Here is a 25,851-nt window from a genome sequence, read left to right as displayed (position 1 = left end):
CTGCCGATCGAAGGTCATGCTTTTCCTATTCATTAAATGGTCTTCTGTTGATCTGTATCAGGACGGGTGACTTGTTTGACTGAATGAACATACCGTTTTCTCGCAAAGTAATCGTACGCATGCTGACCAAAACCTAACCAAATGCTGAGCACGATGAATGGGATCGTTCCCCATAATGCAGGGATATTGCAAGCAATTTTCAGCCATGTATAGATCCCTGAGTTTTTTTGGTTTTTGGCTAAGGAAATTGACACGATTCGCTTTTCTGCCTTTTCTTCACTTATTTTGTTCAGTTTGAGCAGCTGCGAGTGTCTAAAGGATTCAAAATGAATACGGTTCTTCCAATCGAAAGCTTTCAACAAGTCCATCGCTTTTGCACATGAAGGACTTTGCCCGTCATAAAACACAAGCAGCCTAAGTGATTTGATGGAACGCTGTTCTCTTTTTTTCGATTCAGCGAGCTTCTTTTTTTCTTGATCGAGATAAATGATTTTTTTCATAGATTGATCGCCAGCCCTTTTCCGTCATTTGTTTTTTAGTTCGTTCAAAGGAGATTACAACTAGATTACTATAGTTGCTGGGCCTCTTGTATTGGGAAAAAGCAAACCAACGTGCGTTATATGAGCCTTTAGATAAGGGCAAAATTAAGGTTTTCATGGCACATATGAGGTTTTTCAACTAAAAATGGTTGGGAAAATCGTGATGCGTTGCGGTTTTCTGCGGTTTTTTGTAGAATTCTGCGGTTTTTCTACATCTTTATGCGGTGTTTTGTAGGTGAGACGCAAAAACAAGATAAAAAAAGACTACTTCCCGTTGCGGCGAAGTAGTCTTTTGGTTTATATTTTTTCCAAAACTTCTACTATTTCTTTCTCAATATCTTTCCATAAGTAACGATCTGTCGTATAGTGATGTGCGGCTTCTTTCGCAAATACTTGAAAAGCTTCCTCAAAATCAGGGGCATCCTTGTCGGGTTTTTTCTCATCAACAAATCGCTGTGCTTCTGTTGAGCGTGGTCCCCATTTACCTACTTCATTCCCATCCTGATCAATGATCACGATAATCGGAATCGATCTTGCGGTCCCGTTCGTTAAATACTGATCCATCAGATCTAGATGCTCGTCCCGAATGAAATAGCGCGCATCAATGAGTGCTTCACTTGCAATACGCATGAAAATTGGTACATTGACCATCGCATCTCCGCACCAATCCGCTGTGATGACAAGCGCTCTGAGCTTTTTCTTTTGCAGCTTTTGAAGCAGCTCTTTTTCTTTTTGATGAATTGCGTACTGATTGTACACCGTGAGTAGATTTTCTCGGTTTTTCTCCATGTTGTGTACATATGTACGTTCAGTTAATCCCTTTTTAAACCATTCATTTAATGTCATATTTACATCCCCCTTACTCTTCAACTTTACCACTTTTGCTATTCTTTTGTCTAAAAAAACCTTCACCTAGTGAAAGGTAAAGGTTTTTGATCTATGGACGCCGGTTGCGATTTGGGTCCATCCCAATCAGCTTGGTGACAAGCACCATTGTGACAGGTAATGATGTATTCTTTTTATACGCTAAATATTTTCCGCGCCATTCAGGTTTATATTTCTGTTTAAACGACCGTAATCCGCTGAAGCTGTACATAAATCTGACGTTGTTGAAAATAACACTCGCCAAACGCTCCGTGAGGAAAGATTGATGAAATGTTCCTACATTTGATAAAGGCGCCATTCCCATGTTAAAGGATTTGTAGCCTTTTTCTTTCGCCCATTGAAAAAGGTGGATAAACAGCGCATCCATCATCCCGTTCGGTGCATCGTGCATATGACGCATTAGGTCGATGGAAATCTCCCCTTCTTGATACATCGGCATTAGTGATACAAAAGAAATGATCTCCCCTTGTTCATCCTTCAGAATCGCAATCGGTGCTTTTTGAAGATAATCTTCTTGAAAATAGCCGAGCGAAAACCCTTTTTCATTTTTCTTTCCGAGCCAGCTGTCAGAAATCCGTTTTAAAGTTGAGATAAGCTCACCTGAAAAAGGCGGTTCCAGCATTTCAAAGGTATAGCCTTCTCGTTCAAACTTATTGGCCACAGCCCGTAAATTTGATTTTTTCTTACCGGAAAGAGAGAACGTTTCTAAATCGACCATGGCTTCTTCTCCAAGCTTAAAGAAATGAAAGCCTAAGTCATGGTAGAGCGCCATCCCTTCCCGTTCTACTTGATAAAAAGCAACGCGATAGCCTGCTTTTTCTGTCTGCTGTAGAAACTCTTCAAGTACAAGTGGATAGGACGATTTACGTCCAGATGGATCTCCAAGCACAATGACGCAGCGGCCAATGCGCCCAAATTGAAGCATCGCCTCTCCATCACTTGAGAAAAATAATTTTTTATCGCCTAAAAAGCCAAGATGACTGAGGGCATTTCCACCCTTTTCCTCTAAAAACGTTTTTAATTTTTCCTCATCTGCTATTTCTCCAATCGGAAATGCTCTTTTATTAAAAATCAATCTGCTAATGAAGAAAAAAAGAGGTACACCGATGAGCGCAATCATGCTTGTCATTGTGATATGCCGTTCATTATGCACCAGGTAATCCCTACTCAAGAAATGTCCAATTTTTGTCCAAATAAAGTTGCCGATGACATTATAGTTAAACAGCACGAGTAAATAACCAGCGGCAGCCGCCACAAACTGATACAAGGAATAAGGGGCCTGCTGCTTCACAAATTGATTTCGAAGAGAGAAAAATACAGCCATGATGACTGGCAGAATAAAGATGAGACTCAGGTTAAATCCTTTTAACAAAGTAAACACAAAGCCGCCTGCTAGGGCGATCATCGTCAGCACATACGATCTTTTCGTTCGTTTATACACTTCAATGGACAAAATCATCAGGATGATGCCGAACATTAAAGAAAGACCATTAAATCCTGATAATAGAAAGCGTGGAATGCTCGTAATCACGCCTAATCGATCGACAGGAAGCACAACAGACGCCATGATGAGCAAGCCGCTTCCGAAAGTTAAAATTGATACTGATCCGTACAATAAACGGATTAATAAAGCACGGTGCAACACAATTAAGACGTTTGTTGTTTCTACGGCAGGTGCCATTCTCGGATTGCCTTCAAGACGTCTAAGCGTCGTTCCCGTTAAATCGTAAGCAGCTAGACAAAGCCCAAGGATAAACGGGAAGATCGAGTACACGAAGCGGTACAAAACGAGCGCCGTCAGCACCATCTCTTTATCAAACCCAATGTACTGCATGCTCAGTAAAAAGATGAGGTCAAATGAACCAAATCCGCCCGGAACCATACTGATTAAACCGCCGATTGACGCAATCGCAAATACGCCTAATACAATCCGCACATCGACATTCATCCCCATAGAGACGACAGCCATGTACATGACGAGACCAGCTGCCAGCCATTCTAAAAACGATGCTCCGATATAAGCGTAAATCGGATGCTTCAGTCCGCTTTCACCGCTCTCAATCGAGCTTTTTCGTACGGATGCCATAATGATGTAAATAGGCACAATACAGGCAAAGATGATCACAAAGGCCCATAACCACGGCTCTTGGCTGATAATACTTTCAACAGGAAGCACCCTCACCAGGATTAGATCGCTGAAAATAGATAAGCCCAAAAGGACCGAGGAAGTCAAAAGGGCAATGCCTTTGAGCAGTTTTTTCGTATCGGTTATGTACTCCTTGTATAGAAGTGTTCTAAGCCCTGCTCCTGATAGACCGCCGAACCCAAGGACACTGTTAAAGGAGTTCGCAATCCAAGAAATGCGAATCGTTTTCCAGCCGCTGATGGGCATATTCAGGCTTTTTCGTAAAATAAAATCATATAAGGACATCGATAACACTGCGACAAGTCCAAGAAAAACAAGAATAAACAAGTCCATTCGATTCAAGCTGTCAATGATATAAAACGTTTTTTTAATGGAAAGGCCGCTCAGTTCCTTCTTGGCGACAAAAATTAAGACAAGGATAATCACGATCGGAAAAAGCATTTTTAAGATCGTCATACCCGTTTTTTTGTTCCACATGATTTTCCCAACTTTCTAAGTTGCTTCATTTATTTCGACTGACCATTATTATACAACAAATACCACTTGATTCATGCAGTTTAACATTCAAAAGCTTGACGAACCTTTCAATTAGAAGTAAAAATCAGTAATATAGAGAAAAGAGCCGCTTAAAGGAAGTGAACAAGCGTGGAATATAATATTCATGACACCACCGTATTAAAAGAAGAGATTCTATCTCCAGAGGAAAAAAAGACATGGGTGCTTTATATGAAAGTACTCACAGCTGCAGGTCTCGGAGATGTGTCAGAATGGATGAAGCTTGATATGAGTATGCCTCAAATGAAGGTACTCATGCTGCTCAATAACCATGGCTCTCTTAAAGTATCCGAAATTGCTGAAAAAATGGGGGCTTCTTTGTCCAATATGACAGGCTTGCTTGACCGTTTAGAACAGTCTAACTTTGTCGAGCGAAAGCATTCTGAGCGTGACCGGAGAATCATTGTCGTCGAACTAACAGAGGAAGCGAAAAACATTTTCAGAAGCATTTATCAAAAAGGACACGAAAAAATCAAAAACTCCCTTCAACGGCTTAATGACGAGGAAAAAGCAAAAGTCAACGAAGGGCTGGCTATTTTAGAAAAAGCACTGCGTCCTGAACGCGGCTAAACATGAAAAGGAAAAAAGACGGTCACTTGAGATCCGTCTTTTTTAGTTCTTCTTCTACTTGTTTATCTGAGAGGATGAAGGTTTTTTGAAGAACGACTCTGTCATCCCATAAAAGATAACCTAAACCGATGATAAGAAAAAAGATACTGATCCACGTACCGCCAGGCAGCAGTTGTTCAAGTTCCTCAATCGTTCTTTCTGAGCCTAAGCTGTTACTATAACGTATCTCGAAAAGGACATATTTCGCTACATAAAACAATGCCGCCATACAAATAAACATGGCGCCGACAATTCTTCTACCAGACATGTGTTTACTCCTTTAATTCCATTGATTTCTTTTGATTAATTCCGTGATATGGGCAAGATGATGCTTTGAATGCCAGACATACATACCTGTTGCATCATATAAAGACACCGTTTGTTGATAGGCTGGGTGATAATAAGACGCAGTGAAGTCTTCCTCTGACATCCCTCGAAGTAATGTAACCCACCTGCGATGCAGACTGCTGATTAAGGGCAGTGATAGGCTGATGGGCGCTTTGCTATCTGGAAGCTCGGCGAATCCCGCCTGATCATATGGACGGATGTGCGGTATTTCTTCTGTGAGCGCAAGCTTGAATCGTAAGTATGCATTCAGATGGCTGTCTGCTACGTGATGAATGAGCTGACGGACGGTCCATCCTCCAGGCCGATAGGGTGTATCCAGCTGAGCATCTGTCAATTGATTGGTGACCGTTTCATATTCTTGAGGAATCGCAGCCAACTGATCAATCCATGCCACAAGCTGTTCTTTCGTTTTTTCTTCAGCCGGTTCATATAAGCCAATCGGATATTGTAATGACGTCATACACTCTCCCCTTTCTCAAATCCTTCTAGTACAAATTTGCCAATCATCTTTCCTTGTTCAAGGGTTTGATGTGCCTGCTTCAAATGAGCAGCATTAATCGGACTGAGAACCTTTGTTAATGTATGCGTCAATGTCCCCTGTTCAAATAACTCAGCCGCCTCTGTTAAAAGCTCATGCTGTTTGATCATGTCCGCTGTTTTGTACATAGGGCGTGTGAACATGAACTCCCATACAAATGCAGCACTTTTATTTTTGAGTAATTGAATGTCTAAGTTATGCTGATTCTCGACAATGGTACAGATCGTGCCTTGCGGTTTGATGGCTTCTGCCATGCCTTTGAAGTGTCCGTCTGTATCATTTAGGCATAAAATGAAATCCACTTCGCCTATTCCTTTTTCCTGAAGCTGCGCAAGAAGCGGCTCATGATGATCAATGATATGATCAGCACCTAATGACAGACACCACTCTTTTGTTTCAGGTCTTGATGCGGTGGCGATCACAGTGGCATTTGCTAATTTGGCTAGTTGGATGGCAATAGAACCTACTCCGCCTGCACCGCCGATGATGAGCAGTGTTGCCCCTTCTGCATTTCGCTTCATATGCATCCGGTAAAATAACGCTTCATATGCCGTAATCGTCGTCAGAGGCATCGCGGCTGCTTCTGCAAAGGAGAGATTAACAGGCTTTTTTGCCACAATCCGTTCATCCACAAGCTGATACTCACTATTTGAGCCTTGACGCGTGATATCTCCCGCATAGTACACGTGATCACCAGGCTGAAATAATGTACACGCTTCGCCAACTTCAACAACCGTACCGCTTGCATCGTAGCCAAGAATTTTCAGTTTTTCTTCCTTTTGATCCTTCGGTGATCTCACCTTCGTATCAACTGGATTCACTGACACAGCTTCAACCTTCACCAGTATATCCCTGCCTGTTGCTTTAGGCTTTTCTACTTCCTGATCCATCAAGCTTTGCTCATGCTCAATCGGTAAGTACTCCAATAGTCCAACAGCTTTCACTCGTTCGCACTCCCTTTCTATATGCTTCTTTTCCACATTTTATCATAATTTTCTGATGTTTATGGATAGATCAAACGAGTGATTGCACATTAAGAACTCTTCAAAGCCTTTCTCTCCCTCGCTATATAAGAAGGACGTGCCTTTTGCAATGAAGGAACTTAGGAGAACCAGCTTTTGGATTTAAAGAATAGCTGAACGTAATAAAACTGGGTGTGTTGAAGGAAAACAATGATGAAGAAAAAAGTAATGAAGAAGAGGTTAGACATATCTGCTATCCCCTGTATCCATTCGTTTATAAAAAACACCACAAAACTGATCATCATCAGCTGTTCAAGCCTTTGCACGATCTGGGTCAAGACATGTTCTCGTTTCGATAGATCACCAGACTGATGCTTTCTGATCTTTCTCGATTTATAAAACCAAATGATACTTTCCGCTAAGTTATGAGTGATAAAAAGTGCAATGAGCGTAATGAATAAAAGCGATGGGCGATAAAAGAATGGGATCAAAAATGGGATGACAAGAAAATAAATGGCAATACATGCGTGTCTCACTGATAAGAGAAATAGTTCTTTTTCTATGTATGGTTTCATCTGTTTCACCTCCATATGTACTACGTCTGATTTGCCAAAAAGTTCCCTCTGCCTATCAAAAAAGGATGCCCAAAGGCACCCTTCCTGAATCACATTTAAAATGCAGCGCTTAGTACGACAGGTCCTTGCGGCAGCTTGTTATCCTTTTTTGGTTCAAGGGTAACTGCCACGGTATCCCATGATTCACTCGCTTCTTTTTCTGATAATGCATAGGTGACGGTTCCTTCTCCTTTGTTATCTGTTTTAAAGGCACCAGCTGGTACCGGCTGATCGCCTTTAATAAGCCATACTTGATAAACAGCAGATGAATCAAGCTGATCCTTTAATCCGTCTGCACTCACCACCAACTCTTTTTTGCCGTTATGCTCAATCACTGAGAAAGCACCCGTTGTTTTTGGTGATGCGGCTGATGCCAGTGATTTTGTCGCTACAACCCTGACAGGTTCTTCCGCCTGTTCTTTTCCATTCGATAAGAAATACACGTTTCCAGCTGCTGAAATGAGAAGCAGTGCGGCAACGAGCGGCAAGAGCCATTGATTTCGTTTCTTTTGTAGTGGTTTGATCTCGTTTTGTTCACGTACTGCCTTGAGCTCTTTCCTATGGCTATTCTTTTCTTCGGCCGTCTCTTCTTCAAACACCTGGGATAAAATGCGGTCTTTCATCCCTGCCTGAGGTGTTTGGTCACCTGCTAGAAATGGAATGTCAGACATGAGCGATGTCAATTCTTCAAGCTCTTCTTTGCAAGCTGAGCAGTGCTTGAGGTGCTCTTCAAATTGTGCTTTTTCTTCTCCTTGGATATGCCCGTTGAAATAATCAATCACTTGATGTTTACACTGAGTCATGCCTCTTCCTCCTTTCCTCCGCGAGACAGTCTCGTCCGTAAGTGCTTCAATGACAATCGAACCCTTCCCTTCACCGTTCCAATGGGGATGCCTAGCTTTTCAGCAATACTTTTTTGTGTCATTCCTTTAAAATAGACATCTTCTATGATGGTTTGCTGTTCTTTTGACAATGTAGATACTGCTTCACGTATGATTTGTTTTTCCTCGTTCCATTCGACTTCCTTTGATACATCTTCTTGATGATCGGCTAAATATTCAATATGCTCATCTTCTAGTGTCGTTTCGTTCCGGTGCTTTCTTAGAAGATCAATGGCCGTGTTGCGTGACATCATGAATAACCACGAGGAGAATTTCCCTTTATCCGTATGGTATTCTCCTATGCCGCGCCAGAGCTTGATAAAGACTTCTTGAAGCACTTCCTCCGTAAGCTCACGGCTTCCAGTCATTTTATAAATAAACGAATATAACACACGTTCATAGCGATCATACAGCACTTCAAGCGAAGGCTTGTGACGATCAAATTTGATCTTGTGATACAGCTCAGAATCTTTCAGTGTATCCATGGTCATCTCCTTCCTTTTTCATGAGAAAGAGCATGCTGCATTCATCATGAAACCCTTCACGTATTGCTTATCACTCGATTTGCTGAAATAAGCCTACTTTGTACTTTACTCTTTTTTCAAGGAGAAAAAAAGAGCGCCGAAAAAGGAAGTGTGCTCCTCATGAGAATGTACTTACTGTACGAAAAGCAAGGCCATTTGGATCACTTCTATCTGAAAAGTCAAGAATCCATGTGTTTCCATTCTCTGTTCAGTTGATTCTAGCAAACTCTCGTCCCCCTCACAATGCAAATGAAGTAGAACACATTTTTTCAACATGTCATAATAGAAGGTAACGAAATGAATTGGAGTGTCCTTACATGATTTTGACGATCATTCTTTTTTTATTAGCAGGAATAGCAGAAATTGGCGGCGGCTATCTTGTGTGGCTTTGGCTGCGTGAAGCCAAACCGGTCAGCTTCGGAATCGCCGGCAGCCTCATCCTCGTCGCTTATGGGGTCATTCCTACCTTCTAGCAGTTCCCGACTTTCGGACGGGTTTATGCGGCATATGGCGGTGTGTTTGTGGTTCTTGCTGTGTTTTGGAGCTGGTGGGTCGATCGAAAAACGCCTGATTTGTACGATTGGGTAGGCGCTCTTATTTGTTTAATAGGTGTGAGTATGATGCTCTTTGCCCCTATAAACTAGGGCAAAAGATTGCGATACTTGTCATGAGAAAAAAGCCGGCGCTCTTTTGCCGGCTTTTTTCTCCTAATGAACTTTTTATGCCCCGAATTGTGTTTCATAAAGGCGCTTATATAAGCCATTTTGCGTTAGTAATGTTTTGTGATTTCCTTGCTCTGCAATACCACCTTTTGTCACAACAACAATTCGATCTGCATGTTGAATAGTTGCAAGGCGATGCGCAATGACTAGCGTCGTTCTACCTTCTGAAAGCTCTTCTAGTGATCGTTGGATCGAAGCCTCTGTTTCAGTATCTAGTGATGAGGTCGCTTCATCCAGTATTAAAATAGGGGGATTTTTCAGGAAAATACGTGCAATTGATACACGCTGCTTTTGTCCACCTGACAGCTTGACGCCTCTTTCACCAATCATTGTCTCAAGACCTTCGGGCAGGGATTCGACGAGTTCTTTTAGCTCTGCTTTTAAAACTGCCTGCCATATTTCATCCTCAGTTGCATCAAGCTTTCCATAAAGAATGTTCTCTCGAATGCTCCCATTAAATAAATAGACGTCTTGTTGGACTATTCCAATTTGTTGGCGCAGTGAAGACAGCTTCATCTGTCTACTATCAATGCCGTCTATCGTAATGGTTCCAGATTGCCATTCATAAAACCTTGGTAATAAACTGCATAGCGTGGATTTACCAGCACCGGAAGGACCTACTATGGCAACCGTTTCCCCTTGTTTGATCTCCAGATTAATATGCTCAAGGATCAAACTGTCCTTCTCATAACCAAAGCTGACATCATGAAATGTGATTTCACCTTTTAGCCCATCGACATGAATTGCATCAGGGACGTCCTTTTCGTCTGGGGCTTGATCTAAGAGCGAAACAAATCTCTTAAAGCCTGCGACTCCCTTTGGATACGTCTCAATCACTGAATTAATTTGTTGAATGGGTCCTAAAAAGATTCCAGACAGCAGGACGAATGAAATGAATTCACCATAGGTCATATTCTTTTGCATCACAAACCATGTCCCGCATACAAGTCCAAAGATGGTGACGCCCTTCATAAGCAGATGACTAATCGAAGCGTGTAATGCCATCATTTTGTATGTGGTTAATTTCGTTTGTTTAAACTGTTCATTGTGTTCAATAAAGCGATCAATCTCATGCGTTTCATTCCCAAATGCCTTCACTACTCGAATTCCGCTCACATTATTCTCAACCCTAGCATTGAATCGACCAATGCTTGAAAACATGTGATCAAAGGCAATCGACATTTTCTTCGTAAAATAAACCGAGAGCCATATTAAGAATGGAACAATGAGAAACGTGAGGACGGCAAGCTGCCAATTAATTGATAGCATCAGGGCAAATGCACCTGTAAGAGTCATCATTGCAATAAATAAATCTTCAGGACCGTGGTGAGCGATTTCACCAATATCCATTAAATCGTTTGTCATGCGTGAAACAAGCTTTCCTGTTTTCTTTTGATCAAAGAATCGAAAAGACATTTTTTGTACGTGGGTGAATAGCTGACTTCTCATATCTGTTTCAATATTGATACCTAGCTTATGTCCGAAATATGTCACCACATAATTCATCGCTGAGCTGACGACATAGACTGCCAGTAAAATTCCACTCCAGATGAGAATCATTTCCCAGTTTCTGTTTGGGAGCAGGTCATCTACAACCATACTGATCGCAAGTGGAAATGATAATTCAAGTAGTGCCGCTATGACGGCACAGGAAAAATCTAATATAAACAGCCCCATATATGGATTATAATAGGAGAAAAATCGTTTTAACAAAAAGCAGCCCCCTTACTTCTGAGATAATTCTGTCAATATCTCAACGTATTTTTCTGCTTGATTGGCGATAGCTATTGGATCAAATGGCCAGAAATACGTAATATCCAAGTCGTGTACTTGATTCTTTTTCACTGCTTTTAAGCTTTTCCATATTGAATTGCTCTTATCGAATGTTCCTCCGTTGGCTTCATCAACAAATATATAATCACCTGCATACTTTGGTAGCACTTCATATGAAATTTGTTCTAATCCTGACTTTCCATTTAAAATAGTGTCTGCTACCTCTTTTGGCGGCTGAAGCTGCAATTGTTCGTAAAGTGCTTGTCCACCTCGATAGATACCATTCCCATACACATAGACATCATTTCTAAATGCACCCAAGATTGACACTGTTTCGCCTTCTTTGATGACTGTTTTCACTTTCTTTCTAGCAGCTTCCATACGTTGATCAAATTTTTCCAAAAACGCTTTTCCTTCTTCTTCTTTATTCAAGATGCCGGCTAATGTAGTGATCTCTTCTTGTGAATCTTTAAATACACCGAACGGATAAACAATCGTTGGGGCAATCTTTCTGTAGACGTCAAGTACCTTTTCATCGTCTACAGCTGAAATGATGAGGTCTGGTTTTAAGCTTGCCACCTTTTCGGCGGAGCGTTCATCACTAATGTCTGCCACACCATCCACTTTGCCTTTGAGATGTATGTTTTTTAAATCTTGTGTTGTGGCACCAACCGGTTTTACCCCTAGTGCAACAGCACTACCCAAATACCCATCTACGAGAATACGCTTTGGATTTGCTGGAATCTCGACCTTGCCTTTCACTGTGTCAACCGTTTTTGTTTTTTCTTCGGCTTTTTTACTTTCTTCCTTTTGACCGCAGGCTGCTAGTGCGAATAACAACACTAAAGTCATTAAACTAAGAAATATGCCTTGTTTTTTCATACTTTTCTCCTCCATATCATGATGAATCATTGAGAATCATTATCATTTATTTGTCTCTCGTATTCTATCAACCGCTTGTCTATCGGTCTATGGATAATCGTCATAACTTGTTTATGGACAATTGTTAGAAACTCTTATTCTTTTATTAAAAATTGAGAGAATCGTTTCATGATTTCTATCGCTCGTTCCCCTTCACCAAATCTAAATTCTTCTAGTTTTAACAGGTAGAATGTATCATTTTGCACTGCGGGTAAATTACGCAGGACATCACTTTCCTTCATACGTTTGTCCATATGTCTGTACCATCCATTTCGAACAGCCACAATAAAAAACATATGATCTGCTGCATAATCTGCTAAACGCTCAAGCGGAATCACAACATGTTTATCCGGTTTCAGCACCTCCTCTTGAATGGCTTCAGGGGGCTTCAACCCCAACGTTTTATATAGGTTGATTGCTCCTCTCGCATGAAAAGACCACATATACACCTTGTCATGTCCCCTTACTTCATATAAAGCAACCGTTTCCTTTTTTTTTAAAAATGGCGTCAAGCGAGCTCTTTCCTTCTGTGCTTGCTTCTCATAACGTTCCACCCATTGCTTAGCTTCTGTGCTCCTTCCGATGAGGCTACCTAAACAAAGTACCTCCTCTACAGGACTCAGGCGACTATATGGAAAAACAAGCACAGGAGCGATTTTCTCCATGCGTTTCATCCATTCTATATTTGTATAGAAATAATCAGGCATTAAAATGAGGTCTAAGTTCATGTCCTTCAAAACGTCGTCAGGTGTATGTTCATGAATGACGAAGACATCACTGAGTTGACCTTGAAGCAGATCTGAATAAAGAGCAATATCTTCTTCCATGCAAATTGGTTTCACTCCGAGCGCAAGCAGAGAGCCTACAAACTGAAAAGCGGCAATTCGTTTTGGTTGGCGACTCAGTCGATACTGACTAGGCGATCTGCCCGTTTTTTGACGAAACTTTCTGCTGAAATAGAGGCTATCAGTATAGCCTACTCTTTGTGCAATCGCCTGAACCTGTTCATCGGTTTTGAACAATAGCTTTTTTGCTTCATCTATTCGAATTTGTGCAATATAATCTGTAACACTCATCCCAACGCTTTTCTTAAAAAAAGTTGAGAAATAGCTTTCATTAAAGCCCATTTTATGTGCTAAGTCCTTACGGGTCAGTTCTTGTTGGTAATGCTCTGCAATGTATTGAAGAATCATTTGAATTGAATAATGATCAGCATGAGTTGTTTTTTCATTTTGTTGCTGAAATATTTGCAGTACTAGCTTTAGTAGCTTCACTTGGCTACTTTCTGAATAAGAGGGATCACTTAAACGTTTAATATGATGAAATAATAGCGGTGAGCCCATCACCACTTGCCCGTTATCAGGCAGGGTATCATAATTGATTTTATAAATTAATTCATCATCAGCATCATTTGTGAGCATGTAATGTTCAAATGAAACAGCAAAGACTGTGACTTGCTGATTAGATAAAGAACGGATCACAACAGGGATGTGAGATCGTATAAACAGGCTATCCCCACCGTCAAGCTCGTACTCCATTCCTTCTAGCTGAATGATAACGGTACCATCAGCTGTTAAAACGCTTGGAGATTTTGTCTGCCATCTGTTCGTTTGTTTTGCTTTTAGACACATCTGAATTTTCTTTTTCATATGTAACATCGTTTCCATTTGTGCGTTCATCTACGGATACCTCCTTTCAGCGATAAAAAAGGTGATGCCGTTGCGGCACCACCCTTCTTGTTTTGTTTTTTTTAGCGATCCGCACCGGCTGCTAGCAATTCTTTGTTTTTTTCCTTAAACCGTTCATTATGAGAAGATACATACGCCACTTTCTCCGCATCTGGTTCGATATATAATTTCGCACTATTTAGTGCGTTCACACCATCTACAAACGTTCCTGCAATCAAGCGGACCTTGCTTTTATGTGTACATAAATCACCTACTGCATACACACCTGGTAAATTGGTCTCCATCTGCTCATTCACTTCAATGAGCCCCCATTCACCTTGCTTTAATCCCCATTCTGCAAGAACACTTAAATCGCCTTTCATGCCGTGGTTGACAATGACTGCGTCTGTTTCAATACGTTCTTTTTCACCTGTTTCTAAATGCTGAACAGTGACAGCTTCGATTTCTTTTCCGTTACCATGTAGGTCAGTTAATTCATGTGGAGTTAAAATACGTGCACTTGAAGCTTTCATATTCGCCACGTTTTTTTCATGACCACCAAACATATCTCTGCGGTGTATAACAGTGACACTTTTCGCAATTGGCACAAGGGCATTTGCCCAATCCACCGCAGAATCGCCGCCCCCAGAGATGACGACTCTTTTTCCAGCGAAGGTTTTGAGCTCCTGAACCGTATAATAAAGGTTTGTTACTTCATAGCGATCTGCATTTTCAACCTCCAGCTTTCTTTGAACTGGAATACCATGCCCCATTGCCAGAATCAAGGTTTTGGTTAAATGACGATCACCATTTTCGGACGTAATCAATATATTTCCATCTTCTAAGCGATGAAAGTCTGTTATTTTTTGATTTAATGCAATGACAGGTTCAAATGTTTTGGCTTGCTGTTCAAGCTGTTTAATCAATTGCTCTCCTCTTGTCGGCACTAATCCGCCTACATCCCAAATGACCTTTTCAGGATACAGTAGGATTTTCCCGCCAAGGCTTTCGTTATACTCCAGTACCTTCGTCTTTAAATCCCGCATCCCACTATAAAAGGCGGTGTACATTCCTGCTGGACCGCCGCCAATAATGGTAACGTCAAACAATTCAAGTTGATCTGTCATTTGAGTCCCTCCAATTTTTCATCGATTGATCTATTTATAAGTGATATTGATTCTCATTATCATATGTACCTATTGTAGTCTACTCTGGTGAAGGGAATCAATAGCTTTCTGCAAAAAAAGAACAGGACGAGCACTTTCTCGTCCTGTCATCCATCACACAATCGTTAATCCAAGGTCCTTTAATTCAAGCGAAACAAGTCTTGCAATCGCATCTGCTCCTTCTTTTGTAAAGTGCGTGCGATCCTCTACGCCTGTTGACAGCATAAAGTAAGAAGTCGTTTTCTCAATGCCGGAAATTTGATAAAACTGAAGGCTTGCCGTATTTAAATCAACAAGAAGGACTTCTTCTTCATCAGCTAGTTCTTTCATAGCGGCACAGTAATCAGGGAAATCATTGATATATTCTCCGTCTTTTTCATGAAAGCGGCCGACTGGCGTTAATAAAAGCGGTGTAGCTCCTTTTGCTCTTGCTCCGTAAATATATTGAGACAAATAGCTTTTATACGTCGTGAAAGGGTCTGTATGCCGTTCAGGCTTCTCCGTTGAAGCATCATTGTGCCCCATTTGTGTAAGCAGCCAATCCCCAGGCTGAATGTCAGCCAATATTTTATCAAGCCGTCCTTCTTCAATGAATGTTTTTGAGCTTCTTCCACCGATTGCGCGGTTGTCGACGCTCACGCCTTGCGCTGTATAGCGATGTAAAAACTCTCCCCATCCTCCTTGAACAGGACGATCCGGGTAAGATGCAACGGTTGAATCACCAGCTAAATAGATGGTTGTCATGTTCATACGCCCCCTTGTTCATATAGCCACTTTTATAAGCGATGCGGACATCCAAGTGGCTGCTGAAAAGATATGAAACAATCAGCATCGCTACTTCATTCATTCTCTTTTTAATGATCAAAACCCTGCTTACCGGTAGATGTGAATACGTTAAATATGCGGCGGAAGTTCTACTTTTGTCTCAACGGCTTGCTTTAATGCCTGAAGCATATAGCCAATTCCTTTATATGGAGCTAGCGGATAAATCGCTGTTTGATGAGGAAGTAATAAAGGATCGATCACCTTTCGATATTTCTTTCCACCTAGTATCACTAGTTCATCATATGCAGTGAGATGTTTTTCATGAAATTGCTCACTTAGTGCTTCTCTTGTCATCTGATCAGCATGCGGTGTACCAAAAGCCACATCATAATTTTCATGAATGATTTCATCTGCTTTTAAGAATCCATGCTTCGCTGATATGATCAGCCAGTCTGAAAAGAACGTTTGGGCATAGCTTTTCGTATGCTGATGCAGCGGACTTAAATAAACGAGGTTCGCCGGCTGGCTCCCTGCTTCTGGATGGACGTCCCAAATTTTCTTCGCCCCACATGGAATGATACATACTCGCTTCACTTGATTTTCTCCTTCCTTCGTCGATACATCCGATACAACATACAACCTAGCGCTGTGCCGAGTGTATTTAAGAGAATATCATCAATATCGCTGCTTCTTGTAATCATACCAGATTGCGAGAAAACCCATTGAAGCACTTCAATCATGGTTGACAAGAAAAAGCCAGCAAGAATCGCCTTTTGCCAGCGCATGGTTCGGAATGCTTGATAGAGAAAAAAACCAAGTGGCACAAATAACAAAATGTTCCCTGCCAAATTTAAAAAAACAAGATTGGGATAGCCGTGATGATAGGCATGGAGATTTTGATAAATGGACTGCAAAGGCATGAGGTTGACACTCACCTGATCCCTTGGTGCGGAAAAACGATTTGGAAAGACCGTCAAATACAATAAAACATTCGTATACATAAACAGACAGGCAAGAACGATTTCTGTTCGTAAATAGATAAATCGTTTTTGCTTTTTCGCCTGTCTGTATCTCATATGTAGATAGAGCGGGACGAGCAAGAGAAAATAAGCAATAGAAAACATCGCATTGAATGTCATACGGAGAGCTGCCCCTTTCTCACATGATGCTTGACCATATTTACAGCTTATTCAGGCCTGCCCGCATCTATTCATCACTTATTCTCCTATTCAATAACGAGACACCCATATTGACAAATCGTCAGTTTTTCGTTAAACTGACTGACATTCAGTCATTTAAGGTCGGTGATGATGTGTCGAAACGAGAAAAGATTATGCTTGCTGCCATTGACGCGTTTAAAGAAAAAGGAATCGAAAAGACGACCATTTCGGATATTGTGAAAGCAGCAGGAGTGGCGCAAGGAACATACTATCTATATTTTCCTTCAAAGCTGTCTGTCATGCCTGCTATCGCAGAACATCTCATCTCGCAGATGGTCCCAGCTATTGAAAAGGAATTGACTCAGCATGCGGATGTCCTCGATCAAGCAGATGCGCTTGTTGAATTCATCTTCTCTTTTACAAGACAATACCGTGACGTCCTTGCTCTGACCTACTCAGGCTTAGCTGCCACGGAGCATTTAAAGGAATGGGAAGATATTTATGAGCCGATTTACAAATGGGTCGCTGCTTTTTTAGAAAAAGCAAAGCAGGACAAAAGGGTCCGTGCGAATTTGAACTGTCAATATGCAGCTAAATTCATTATCGGTTTACTTGAATCGTCTGCTGAGCAAATGTACTTATTTACAGAAACTGATACAGAAGAGGTTCTGATTCAAAAGCGAGAAGTGAAGCAATTTCTTCTTTACGCACTTGGCATAGAGACACCTTAACTTAGTACAGCACTTGCTGTACGTTCTTTTTTGGTTTCAAAATGACGAATCGTCAGTTTTAAGTTTTAGGAGGAAATACGATGAAAAAAAGCTGGATGTATGTCGCACTCACTTGTTTATTCGAATTACTTTGGGTGTTTGGTTTAAATAGAGCTGATGCTGTGTGGGAGTGGGCGATCATTATTTGCCTGATCCCGGTTGATTTTTATTTTTTAATGAAAGCCTGCGAGAAGCTGCCGACAGGGACCGTGTACGCCGTGTTTGCCGGAGTTGGAACGATTGGTACGTCTTTGATGGATTACGCGCTGTTCGGCGGTTCTTTTTCATTAGAAAAGCTCTTATTTATGGGCATTTTAATTCTCGGCATTATTGGACTGAAAGTGTCTGATGGAGATGCACATGAGCAGAAAGGAGAAGCGGTATAACATGGGTTGGTTTTTTGTACTGTTAGCCTCTGCCTGCGAAATTGGTGGCACCATTGGTCTCAATATGTTTAGTAAGAAGAAGCAAATCACGACAGGTATTTTATTTGTCGGCGGGTTTGCCTTATCCTTTTTGTTTTTATACGCCTCGTTCTCTTCCGTTCAAGTATCCGTTGCCTATACGGTCTGGATTGGACTTGGGACGGCGGGCTCTGTCTTGTTTAATATGATTCTATTTAAAGAGCCGAAAAATATGATTCGTATCCTCAGCTTGCTGCTGATTGTGATTGGCGTCGTTGGGCTGAAGTTATTTGCGTAATTGAATAACAAAAAAGGAAGGGAGTCAAAGCCCCTTCCTTTTTCATTTCTCGTTTAATGGGTATCTTGCTGCTCGAGCAAGAGATCCATAGCGTAAATCGATTCGCCTTTTTCATCTAATAAAAAGTACACAATCAAAGGTTCTCCAAAAGCTGCTGTCTGCTGCGTGAACAACACACAGGTGAATTTTTCGATACCAATTGGAAGCTTTTTTTTCAATATAGGATGAAGAATAGGCGAAGTCCGAATTGTATCTACATCAACATCCCAACGTTCGTTTTTTAATGTTGGATAATGCTCTGATAACATTTGGTGTAACATGTCGGTCGTCCACGCTGCTCTTCCATTGTACCCATCATCTATTATGTTGATGTTATACATCCGACGGTTGCTCACCCTTTGAAGCATTGATTCGTATTCCTTTTAAGACAAATCGTTTCTGACCATCAAGAGTACAAGTGATCAATGTCAGTTCATTTTCCCCGCGATCCTTTAGTACATCAACATCCGTCGGTTCAATCGTAGCTGAGCTGACAATTTTATATTCATATGTTTCCGCTTGATGATGTAAGACGACTTTTTCTCCTTTCGGCACCTCTGGCAGCTGCCTGAAAAGCCGATCGCCTCTATACCCTCTATGGCCTGCAATCGTGAAATTCCCTTCACCTGGCATTTGATGAGATTTGATCTGAGTCAGTGCAATACCTAAATTTTCTTTTGATGTAACAGGAAGCACTTTTTCGTTTAAATCAATTGACGGGATCTCTAGCTCCATCACATCTCGAAGGTCTTCTTCTGACACAGTGAGATGTGGAATAGAAGAAAGGGCATCACTGTCATTTTCTTCAATCATCTTTAATGCCTGTTCCATTGCTGCTGTCTCTTGAGAAGTTCGCCACTCATATATAAAAGGAACGGAGATGAGCATTAGCCCCGCGACCACCAAAAAGCTGCCTAATAAGGTTCTTTTTTTCATCAATACACTCGTTCCTTCCTTTTACTGAATGGTTCTTCTTCTAATAACAAGAAGAACAGTTCCAGAAACTACTAGTAAAATCCCTGCATACATCAAATAACGCAGCCATTCTTCTCCAGTCTTTGGCAGCTCACCGTTTGAGTCATGAGGTGGATGTTGATCCCCTTTAGGTGAGGCTGGAGGATTCGTGTGGTCCTCTTCATTCTTCACTGGAGCATTTTTCACAATCATTGTCTTGATCTCCATTTCGCCCATTTGAATTGTAAAAGCGAGTGGTTTCTTTAAAGCTACATAACCATTTGGAGCTTTCGTCTCTGTGAGTGTATATTCACCAGGTTTAAGCCCTTTGACAATGGCTTCTCCGTCTTTTCCTGTTGTCACAGATTTTATGGTTTTCCCGGCTTTTGTACGAATGTCAAAGGCTGCACCTTTTAAAGTTCTATCTGTCTGCTGGTCTACCTTTATGATACGCAGACTTCCTAAGATCAAGTGATTCTTCGCTGTTAATTGAAGTGGCTTCTGCTGATTTTTCTCAATTGTAAACAGGATCGGCTTATGATCCAATTCATAGCCATGAGGTGCTTTCGTTTCAACGAATTGATATTCTCCCGGTTTTAGATCGTTGATGCGAAGCTTTCCTTTCTGGTCCGTTACAAGTGATTTCTTCAACGTTTTCCCTTCTTTACTCAGAAGAGCAAACTTTGCATTTTCGAGCGTATGTCCCTCATCATCCACTTTGGTCAGTTCCACTGCTCCCGGCGTCAGTTTGTTGATCATTTCTACTTTTGCTGGTTTGTCTTGACCTAAACGGATCGTAAATGAGACAGGTGTCTGATCCAATTCATAGCCGGCAATGCTTGCTGTTTCGACAAATTGATAGGTTCCTGGCTTCAGTTGATCGACTGTTAGTTGACCGTTTTTGTCTGTCTTTAAGTCTTTCTTCACACGCTGATCGTGCGCATCAATCAGGTCAAAGGTCACGCCAGCGAGCAACTGACCATCCTCCCCTTTTTTCTGAAGCTTCACAGCACTTGTCGTCCGAATATTTTCTTTTGTCACTTTTACCAGTTGATTTGGATTGAAATCAATCTTAAAGTCTACTGGTTCTGCATCAAGTTTATGTCCGAAAGGAGCCTTCGTTTCAACCAATTGGTAAGCGCCTGGTTTCAAATCGTTGACAGTGATGATGCCTTTCTCGTTGGTTGTTAAACCTGACATCAATTCTTTACCATCGTCATTGAAAAGTGTAAATTCTGCTCCTTTCAATCTTTCTTTTTCTTCCCCTATTTTTGTTAGTTCTACAGAACCTTTCTTGAGCTGATTGATGGCCTCCACTTGAATCAATTCTTTTTGACCTAATTCAACTTGAAAGACAAGTGGTTTCGCACTCAATTCATAGCCTTCAAGACTCTTTCTTTCAACAAATTGATAGGTTCCAGGTTTTAGACCTGTGAAGGTGATTTTTCCATCCTGATTGGTTGTAATCCCTTCTCCTCCTGCCACTATCTTTCCTTTGGTATCAGATAGATCAAAGACAACCCCTTCTAATGATTTCCCATCTTCGCCTTTTTTGTGTAACAGCACTCCGCCTGTTGTGCGGCTATTTTCTTTTGTCACACTAACCAGCTTCTCAGGGTTAAATGGAATAGCAAAAGTGACAGGTGTTTCGTCAAGCTCATGACCGAATGGAGCCTTCGTTTCAACAAACTGATAGGTTCCAGGTTTAAGATCGTTGACGATGATTTCCCCGTTCTGATCAGTGACGAGACCTATTTTCATCTCTTTTCCATTTGCATCTACAAGCTTGAATTCTGCTCCTTCAAGCGCTTCATTCTTTTCACCAAGCTTCGTGAGCTGGACAGCTCCAGTTTTGAGATCATTGATCACTTTGATCTCTGCCGGTGTTTTTTGTGCGATTTCGATGGTAAACGGATAAGGTTTATTTTTCTTTTGATAACCATCAATACTCTCTGTCTCTACGAGCTGATATTTGCCCGGTTTGAGGTTATCGACCAAAAGCTTCCCATCTTCATCTGTTGTCAAATCTTTACGTACAACCTCGTCATTTTGATCCGTGATTTCAAATCGAACACCTTGAAGCTTCTTACCATCTTCCCCTTCTTTCATCACTTCTAATGCACTTGTTTCATATAGGTTCTTTTGTGAAATGATGACTGGTTCTGTTGGATCGAGTGGTACTTCAAATTTGATTGGTGTTTCATCTAATACATAACCATCAGGTGCTTTTGTTTCAATGAGCTGATACGTACCCGGTCTTAGTTCGTTTATCGTGATCTTGCCATTTTCTCCTGTGACAAGCAAACCATTTAGCTCATGCCCGTCTTGATCTAAGAGCTTGAACTGTGCACCTTCTAGTCTCTCTCCGCCTTCACCTATTTTGCTCAATTCAGCAGAGCCTTTGATGATGTCATTTACTGCAGTTACAATCGTTGTTTCTGTTTGATTTTCTTTGATTGTGAACGGCCATTTTTGCTGATTTAATTGATAGCCTTTCGGTGCGTTTGTCTCAACAAAATAATAGGAACCTGGCTCAAGATGTTTGAAAAGGATTTCTCCTTTTTCGTCCGTTTTCAAATGGGTTTGGACGGTATCTCCAGATTCATTTTTTAGTTCAAATTCTGCATTCTCTAATACCGCACCCGTCTCTTTGTCTTTTTTCGTTAACTTGACATGCTGGCGGATTTCTTGGTTCTGCACCGTCATGCTATTTCCTGTTTTCGCTTGATCTCCTGCTTCGTAGGGCTGATCAATCGTTACATTGATTGGTTCCTTCGTCTTAATATAACCATCAGGTGCTTTCTCTTCTGTCACGATATAGTCACCATATAGAAGACGATCAAATCGAAGAGCTCCTTCTTCATCTGTTGTCTTTGTTCCAATGACGATACCGCTCGCAGCATCTGTCAAAGAAAAGCTTGCTCCTTTTAGCGCTTTTCCACTACTCGCATCTACTTTATTAATGGTTAAAGCGCCAATCGCTCCTGTGCCATCTCCCATGCCAGCAGTGCGTTTGACCACAATTGAGGCTTCGGATTCCTTTTTGATTTCTTTTACATTTTCACCTCTAAACGTTACTTCGTTTTGAAGTGTACTTCCCACCTTATCTAAAATGAGAGATTGGTATTCTAAAATATATGGTCTCGTGATTTCTTCTTTAAATTTGATTTGAAAAGAATCTGGATCGAATTCAAGGTCTAGTTCATAATCCTTCCCTTTTTCCAGCTCTTCCTTTTTGGTCACTTGCCCCTTTTCATCTATTGTCGTCGAATAGAGATGAAATGAGTTTTCTATTATCGCTTGGTTACTGCTTGGATGGTCTATAATCGTCGCATCTTGGACTGTTGATTGACCAAAGTTAATATTCAGTTTCCAATCAATGACTTTCCCTTGTTGATTTCCTGATTTGCTCGTGTATTTCCCTCCATTTGGAATGGACACCTCAGCATTCACGTCTGATTCTTTCGTCTTTCCATCATAAAGGATCGCTTTATTTTCGTAGGTTTTCTGTACTAAATCCATTCCTTCAACACTTGTTTGATACGTGATTTTGTATGGGGAATCAATGGCATGTTTGAAAATGACTTCGAAGCCTGATTCTCCTTTTTCATTTTCAAGGAATTTGATGTCATAATGTTCTTTCGCTAATACCTCTTTTTCTTCCGCTCCATTTTCCCCGCCTTGTAAATCAAGCGAGTAGATGGTGATTGAATCTTTAAGCAAACGCTGATTTCCTTGAATGAAATCCTCGATTTTCGCCTCTTCTAAATGTTTCAAGTTATAGTTCACACCGATATTCCATGTGATCTCTTTTTTCTTTGCATCATAGGTTCCGTTCTTGAACCCATTTGACTGTGTGTATGTGTCAGGCGTGAAGACAGATTGATTTTCCTTCGTCAAATCCTTGCCATCTTCATTTACCCATTCAAGCTTTACATGGTTACGCAGGTTCTTTTGATCTTTATCTGCTCTTTTTTCATAATCAAAAGACGTTGTATATGTGACGGTATGTTCTGTCTTAATTTCTTTCGTAAATTGAATATCAAATCCATTTGCATGTTCAACTATTTGATAATCTGTGCCTTCTTCAAGCACTGTATTACCTGTTGTCACTTTTAAACTATCTTTTTGCAGCGTCAATCCTTCGTTTGTAAACGTATCTTTTAATATCACGTTGTTCATGGTTTGTTGATCTTTGTTGAAGGTGATACGCCATGGAATGGTCTTGTTCTTGTAATTCGGTGTTCCATGATTTTTCGTTAAGATTTGCTGGTCAATTCTTTGCTTCCCTTGTTTGTTCTCTTTGCCAGCTGTTACAGTATTGATAATGTCTTCAGCTTCAAAAATCCGCTCGGTTGCTTTTGTTTGATATGTGATGAGATAAGCCGATTGAATATCTTGATTGAATTGCAAGGTAAACCCGTTTTGTTCATCCTTTTTTTGAGGTTGAACCACATAATTTCCAAACGCTTTTGTCCCTGATTCTTTGCCATCCTGATCAATTGTGACTTCCTTGACTTGAAATGAATCAGAAATCAGCGCCTGTGTGCCATTAAAGAAGTCTTCTAACAAAGCATCCTTTTCAGCAATCTTTTTTTCGTTATAGTTATAACGAATTTCCCACGTAATTGTTTGTGTGACTGGGTCGTATTGGGCGGCTTTTTTATCTAAAGGACTGCCTCTTGTCACATTTACTGTTCCTTCTGCTGAACTAATCACTTTATCAGCAGAGACAAAGGATGCTTTATTACGAAACGCAGACTGATCTTGATTCGTAATGTCCGTTTCATACATTAAACGGTAAGCTAGATGCACGTCATCTTTAAATTCAATCGTGAAATCTTGACCATCTGCTGTTTGGCCAATTGTGTAGTGGTTTTCGTCAAGCAGCTGACCAAGCGATGTTTCACCATTTAGCTTTGTATCAACACGATAAAGCTTGATTGAATCTTTTTTTAACGCTTGACCTTCTTGAATCGGATCTAAAAGTCTCGCTTGTTTCACATCGTCTAAGTCCATATTAAAATCGACTGTCCATTGAATGGTTTCAGCATTGTAAGATCGATTTGGTTCTCCCTTTTTAGAGACGTTTGGACCATTTGGAATGTATTGAATCGGGATCGATATCGTATCTTTGCCTTCAATCGGGGTAATGACTACTTCTTTTTCTTCAGTAATGACTGTTTTTTGATCTAATTGCGTCCACACTTGAAGTGTTCCATGGATATTTGAATATTGTTTGATAAAATCAGTGAATTCGATGGAGGCATTTCCGTTTTCATCTACAGAAAAATAACCAATGGTTGCCTGATTAAATTTCATCTCGAGACGATCGATCTTTTCGTAAATGACTAATTCCTCTGGAACCTTGAAATGGAATTCATCCCCGCCATTATAGCTATGACCATTTGGGATCGCCCACTCATAGTTAATGGAAATAAGCGAGTTGATGTCAGGCTTATCAATTGAATTTCCTTCTTGATCTTCAAAAATTAATTTCGCATCAGTGAGAAGATTTTCTTGTATCTGCATTTGTTTTGAAACACTTTGCAGCCCTACACGCTTAGATACGCTCACTTTGTTTTTTAGTAATTCATCTTCATCACTTTGTTTCGTTTGAGCGGCTTCTTGATTCTTAGCGTCTTTTTCAGATGAGGTTGAGTCATCTTTAGGAAGGCTTTCTTCACGCTCGTTTTGCTTTGTTTTCTCTTTTGGCTCAGGTATACTGGTGACATCGATGTCTATTGATCCTTCTAAATTTGGATCAAGCTCAACATCTTCTTTAAATATGACCGTTACTTCATTTTGTTTTGAAACGGTATACTCACCAACAAGTATGTCACCCACAGTAATGGGTTCCTTCTGCTCCTTCTCTACCTGTATGGCTGAAGGAAGAGAGAGAACATAGGGATGTTGCTTTTTTAGATCCATTCCTTTTATCGACCAATGGACAATTGCCTTTCTGACTTGCTGGTCTTCCATGTTTGATAACTTGTTTCCTTCGCTATCAGCAAACTCAATATCTCCATAAATGTTTTCTTGGCTTTCTTTTGCTTGTGCCCCTGCTAAAGGCAAGATTCCTAATATACTAGACTGTATGACTAACACCGCGATGAGAGCCAATGACAATATTCTTTTCAATACATCCACCCTTTTCTAAAATTAATTTTCAACAATGATAAAAAAATCATTTGTATACTGTCAGATCAATCACTCCGCTTCTGATCAAATATTTTCTAAAAATTTGCACCTTAAGACCCTATGAATAAAATGAGTTGATCAATCATGAGCTTGAAAGGGAAACATGAGTAGTGGATATAATAACTAGGTAGAGGTCTATAGAAATGGGGAATAGTGAAAGAGATCATAAAAGAATAAAAGTGAATTTTTCTATTTATACTGGAATGAACAATAAATGATGTGTACATGCATATATAAGCATGTATTCACATATGGTTCGTTCATATGAAACAAGCATGTATCATATGGTATGTAAGGTGAGACAGTTCAGCATCATATAGATCGCATTCCTTTCTACTCCCTTTCATATGGTAATCAAAAAGCTGCTGCGTTTTATTCTTACATTTACCGTTTCAACAGCAAAAAAATAA

General features: G+C 40.7%; 23 protein-coding genes and 1 pseudogene. 5 read left to right on the top strand and 19 right to left on the bottom strand.

Features of this window, described 5'->3' with window-relative positions; all coding sequences use genetic code 11:
• Positions 1-32 precede the first annotated feature (32 nt).
• From MHI11_RS04220 to mprF, 3 genes are all read right to left on the bottom strand, one after another.
• Positions 33-500, bottom strand: a complete 468-nt coding sequence (locus tag MHI11_RS04220; protein ID WP_065097461.1) for a thiol-disulfide oxidoreductase DCC family protein — start codon at positions 498-500, stop codon at positions 33-35.
• A gap of 336 nt (positions 501-836) precedes the next feature.
• Positions 837-1,385, bottom strand: coding sequence for a thioredoxin family protein (locus tag MHI11_RS04215; protein WP_003217810.1), 549 nt, complete (start codon positions 1,383-1,385; stop codon positions 837-839).
• A gap of 91 nt (positions 1,386-1,476) precedes the next feature.
• On the bottom strand, positions 1,477-4,047 hold the full coding sequence (mprF, locus tag MHI11_RS04210; RefSeq protein ID WP_216927793.1) for a bifunctional lysylphosphatidylglycerol flippase/synthetase MprF: 2,571 nt from the start codon (positions 4,045-4,047) through the stop codon (positions 1,477-1,479).
• Positions 4,048-4,215: 168 nt separating this feature from the next.
• Here mprF and MHI11_RS04205 point away from each other — a divergent pair, with 168 nt between their 5' ends.
• The gene (locus MHI11_RS04205; RefSeq protein ID WP_044139698.1) at positions 4,216-4,695 is read left to right on the top strand and encodes a MarR family transcriptional regulator; all 480 of its coding nucleotides are present in this window, start codon (positions 4,216-4,218) and stop codon (positions 4,693-4,695) included.
• Positions 4,696-4,717: 22 nt separating this feature from the next.
• Here the strand turns inward: MHI11_RS04205 and MHI11_RS04200 are convergent, their stop codons facing one another.
• From MHI11_RS04200 to MHI11_RS04175, 6 genes are all read right to left on the bottom strand, one after another.
• The gene (locus MHI11_RS04200; protein WP_044139699.1) at positions 4,718-5,002 is read right to left on the bottom strand and encodes a hypothetical protein; all 285 of its coding nucleotides are present in this window, start codon (positions 5,000-5,002) and stop codon (positions 4,718-4,720) included.
• Between the two features lie 12 nt (positions 5,003-5,014).
• Positions 5,015-5,542, bottom strand: coding sequence for a YfiT family bacillithiol transferase (locus tag MHI11_RS04195; protein WP_044139700.1), 528 nt, complete (start codon positions 5,540-5,542; stop codon positions 5,015-5,017).
• Positions 5,539-6,564, bottom strand: a complete 1,026-nt coding sequence (locus MHI11_RS04190) for a zinc-binding alcohol dehydrogenase family protein (RefSeq protein WP_340960511.1) — start codon at positions 6,562-6,564, stop codon at positions 5,539-5,541. Before MHI11_RS04190 ends, MHI11_RS04195 begins: the two co-directional genes overlap by 4 nt.
• A gap of 158 nt (positions 6,565-6,722) precedes the next feature.
• The gene (locus MHI11_RS04185) at positions 6,723-7,157 is read right to left on the bottom strand and encodes a hypothetical protein (protein ID WP_223252874.1); all 435 of its coding nucleotides are present in this window, start codon (positions 7,155-7,157) and stop codon (positions 6,723-6,725) included.
• Positions 7,158-7,252: 95 nt separating this feature from the next.
• Complete coding sequence (locus MHI11_RS04180; protein ID WP_106067553.1) at positions 7,253-7,999, bottom strand: anti-sigma factor; 747 nt, start codon at positions 7,997-7,999, stop codon at positions 7,253-7,255.
• Positions 7,996-8,562: an RNA polymerase sigma factor gene (locus MHI11_RS04175; RefSeq protein ID WP_106067554.1), complete on the bottom strand. Its 567-nt coding sequence runs from the start codon at positions 8,560-8,562 to the stop codon at positions 7,996-7,998. The genes MHI11_RS04180 and MHI11_RS04175 overlap by 4 nt, the downstream gene beginning before the upstream one ends.
• A 356-nt stretch (positions 8,563-8,918) precedes the next feature.
• Here MHI11_RS04175 and MHI11_RS04170 point away from each other — a divergent pair.
• Positions 8,919-9,245 (top strand): annotated as a pseudogene (locus tag MHI11_RS04170) (YnfA family protein).
• Between the two features lie 75 nt (positions 9,246-9,320).
• Here the strand turns inward: MHI11_RS04170 and MHI11_RS04165 are convergent.
• The 7 genes from MHI11_RS04165 to MHI11_RS04135 all read right to left on the bottom strand — a co-directional run bounded on the left by MHI11_RS04165 (position 9,321) and on the right by MHI11_RS04135 (position 16,754).
• Entirely contained in the window at positions 9,321-11,036 is a 1,716-nt protein-coding gene (locus tag MHI11_RS04165; protein ID WP_340960510.1) for an ABC transporter ATP-binding protein, read from the bottom strand.
• 12 nt (positions 11,037-11,048) lie between these two features.
• Entirely contained in the window at positions 11,049-11,978 is a 930-nt protein-coding gene (locus MHI11_RS04160; protein ID WP_106067556.1) for an ABC transporter substrate-binding protein, read from the bottom strand.
• Between the two features lie 134 nt (positions 11,979-12,112).
• Complete coding sequence (locus MHI11_RS04155) at positions 12,113-13,696, bottom strand: helix-turn-helix domain-containing protein (RefSeq protein WP_340960509.1); 1,584 nt, start codon at positions 13,694-13,696, stop codon at positions 12,113-12,115.
• A 71-nt stretch (positions 13,697-13,767) separates the two neighbouring features.
• Positions 13,768-14,811, bottom strand: coding sequence for an NAD(P)/FAD-dependent oxidoreductase (locus tag MHI11_RS04150; protein WP_044139710.1), 1,044 nt, complete (start codon positions 14,809-14,811; stop codon positions 13,768-13,770).
• A 153-nt stretch (positions 14,812-14,964) separates the two neighbouring features.
• Positions 14,965-15,594, bottom strand: a complete 630-nt coding sequence (locus MHI11_RS04145) for a rhamnogalacturonan acetylesterase (protein ID WP_340960507.1) — start codon at positions 15,592-15,594, stop codon at positions 14,965-14,967.
• Between the two features lie 150 nt (positions 15,595-15,744).
• Entirely contained in the window at positions 15,745-16,209 is a 465-nt protein-coding gene (locus MHI11_RS04140; RefSeq protein WP_044139711.1) for a DUF6884 domain-containing protein, read from the bottom strand.
• Complete coding sequence (locus MHI11_RS04135) at positions 16,206-16,754, bottom strand: VanZ family protein (protein ID WP_044139712.1); 549 nt, start codon at positions 16,752-16,754, stop codon at positions 16,206-16,208. The genes MHI11_RS04140 and MHI11_RS04135 overlap by 4 nt, the downstream gene beginning before the upstream one ends.
• Positions 16,755-16,927: 173 nt before the next feature.
• Between MHI11_RS04135 and MHI11_RS04130 the strand changes: the two genes are divergently transcribed.
• From MHI11_RS04130 to MHI11_RS04120, 3 genes are all read left to right on the top strand, one after another.
• Positions 16,928-17,506, top strand: a complete 579-nt coding sequence (locus tag MHI11_RS04130) for a TetR family transcriptional regulator (protein WP_034620888.1) — start codon at positions 16,928-16,930, stop codon at positions 17,504-17,506.
• Between the two features lie 80 nt (positions 17,507-17,586).
• Positions 17,587-17,931 carry a DMT family transporter gene (locus tag MHI11_RS04125; protein WP_003217798.1) on the top strand — a complete coding sequence of 115 codons (345 nt, stop codon included), beginning with the start codon at positions 17,587-17,589 and terminating at the stop codon, positions 17,929-17,931.
• A 1-nt stretch (position 17,932) separates the two neighbouring features.
• Entirely contained in the window at positions 17,933-18,247 is a 315-nt protein-coding gene (locus tag MHI11_RS04120) for a DMT family transporter (RefSeq protein ID WP_003217878.1), read from the top strand.
• A 53-nt stretch (positions 18,248-18,300) separates the two neighbouring features.
• On the opposite strand, the gene MHI11_RS04115 is transcribed toward MHI11_RS04120, so the two are convergent.
• Genes MHI11_RS04115 through MHI11_RS04105 form a run of 3 tightly spaced genes read right to left on the bottom strand, consistent with a single transcriptional unit; the run spans position 18,301 to position 25,390 of the window.
• On the bottom strand, positions 18,301-18,627 hold the full coding sequence (locus MHI11_RS04115) for a hypothetical protein (protein WP_044139713.1): 327 nt from the start codon (positions 18,625-18,627) through the stop codon (positions 18,301-18,303).
• Positions 18,620-19,222: a class D sortase gene (locus MHI11_RS04110; protein WP_044139755.1), complete on the bottom strand. Its 603-nt coding sequence runs from the start codon at positions 19,220-19,222 to the stop codon at positions 18,620-18,622. Before MHI11_RS04110 ends, MHI11_RS04115 begins: the two co-directional genes overlap by 8 nt.
• A gap of 21 nt (positions 19,223-19,243) precedes the next feature.
• Entirely contained in the window at positions 19,244-25,390 is a 6,147-nt protein-coding gene (locus MHI11_RS04105; protein WP_340960506.1) for a SpaA isopeptide-forming pilin-related protein, read from the bottom strand.
• Positions 25,391-25,851: the final 461 nt, after the last annotated feature.

Source organism: Bacillus sp. FSL K6-3312, assembly GCF_038007485.1.
GTDB lineage: Bacteria > Bacillota > Bacilli > Bacillales > Bacillaceae > Bacillus > Bacillus pumilus.
Note: the sequence above shows the minus strand (reverse complement) of the source record. Positions and strands in the feature narration are given on the sequence as shown.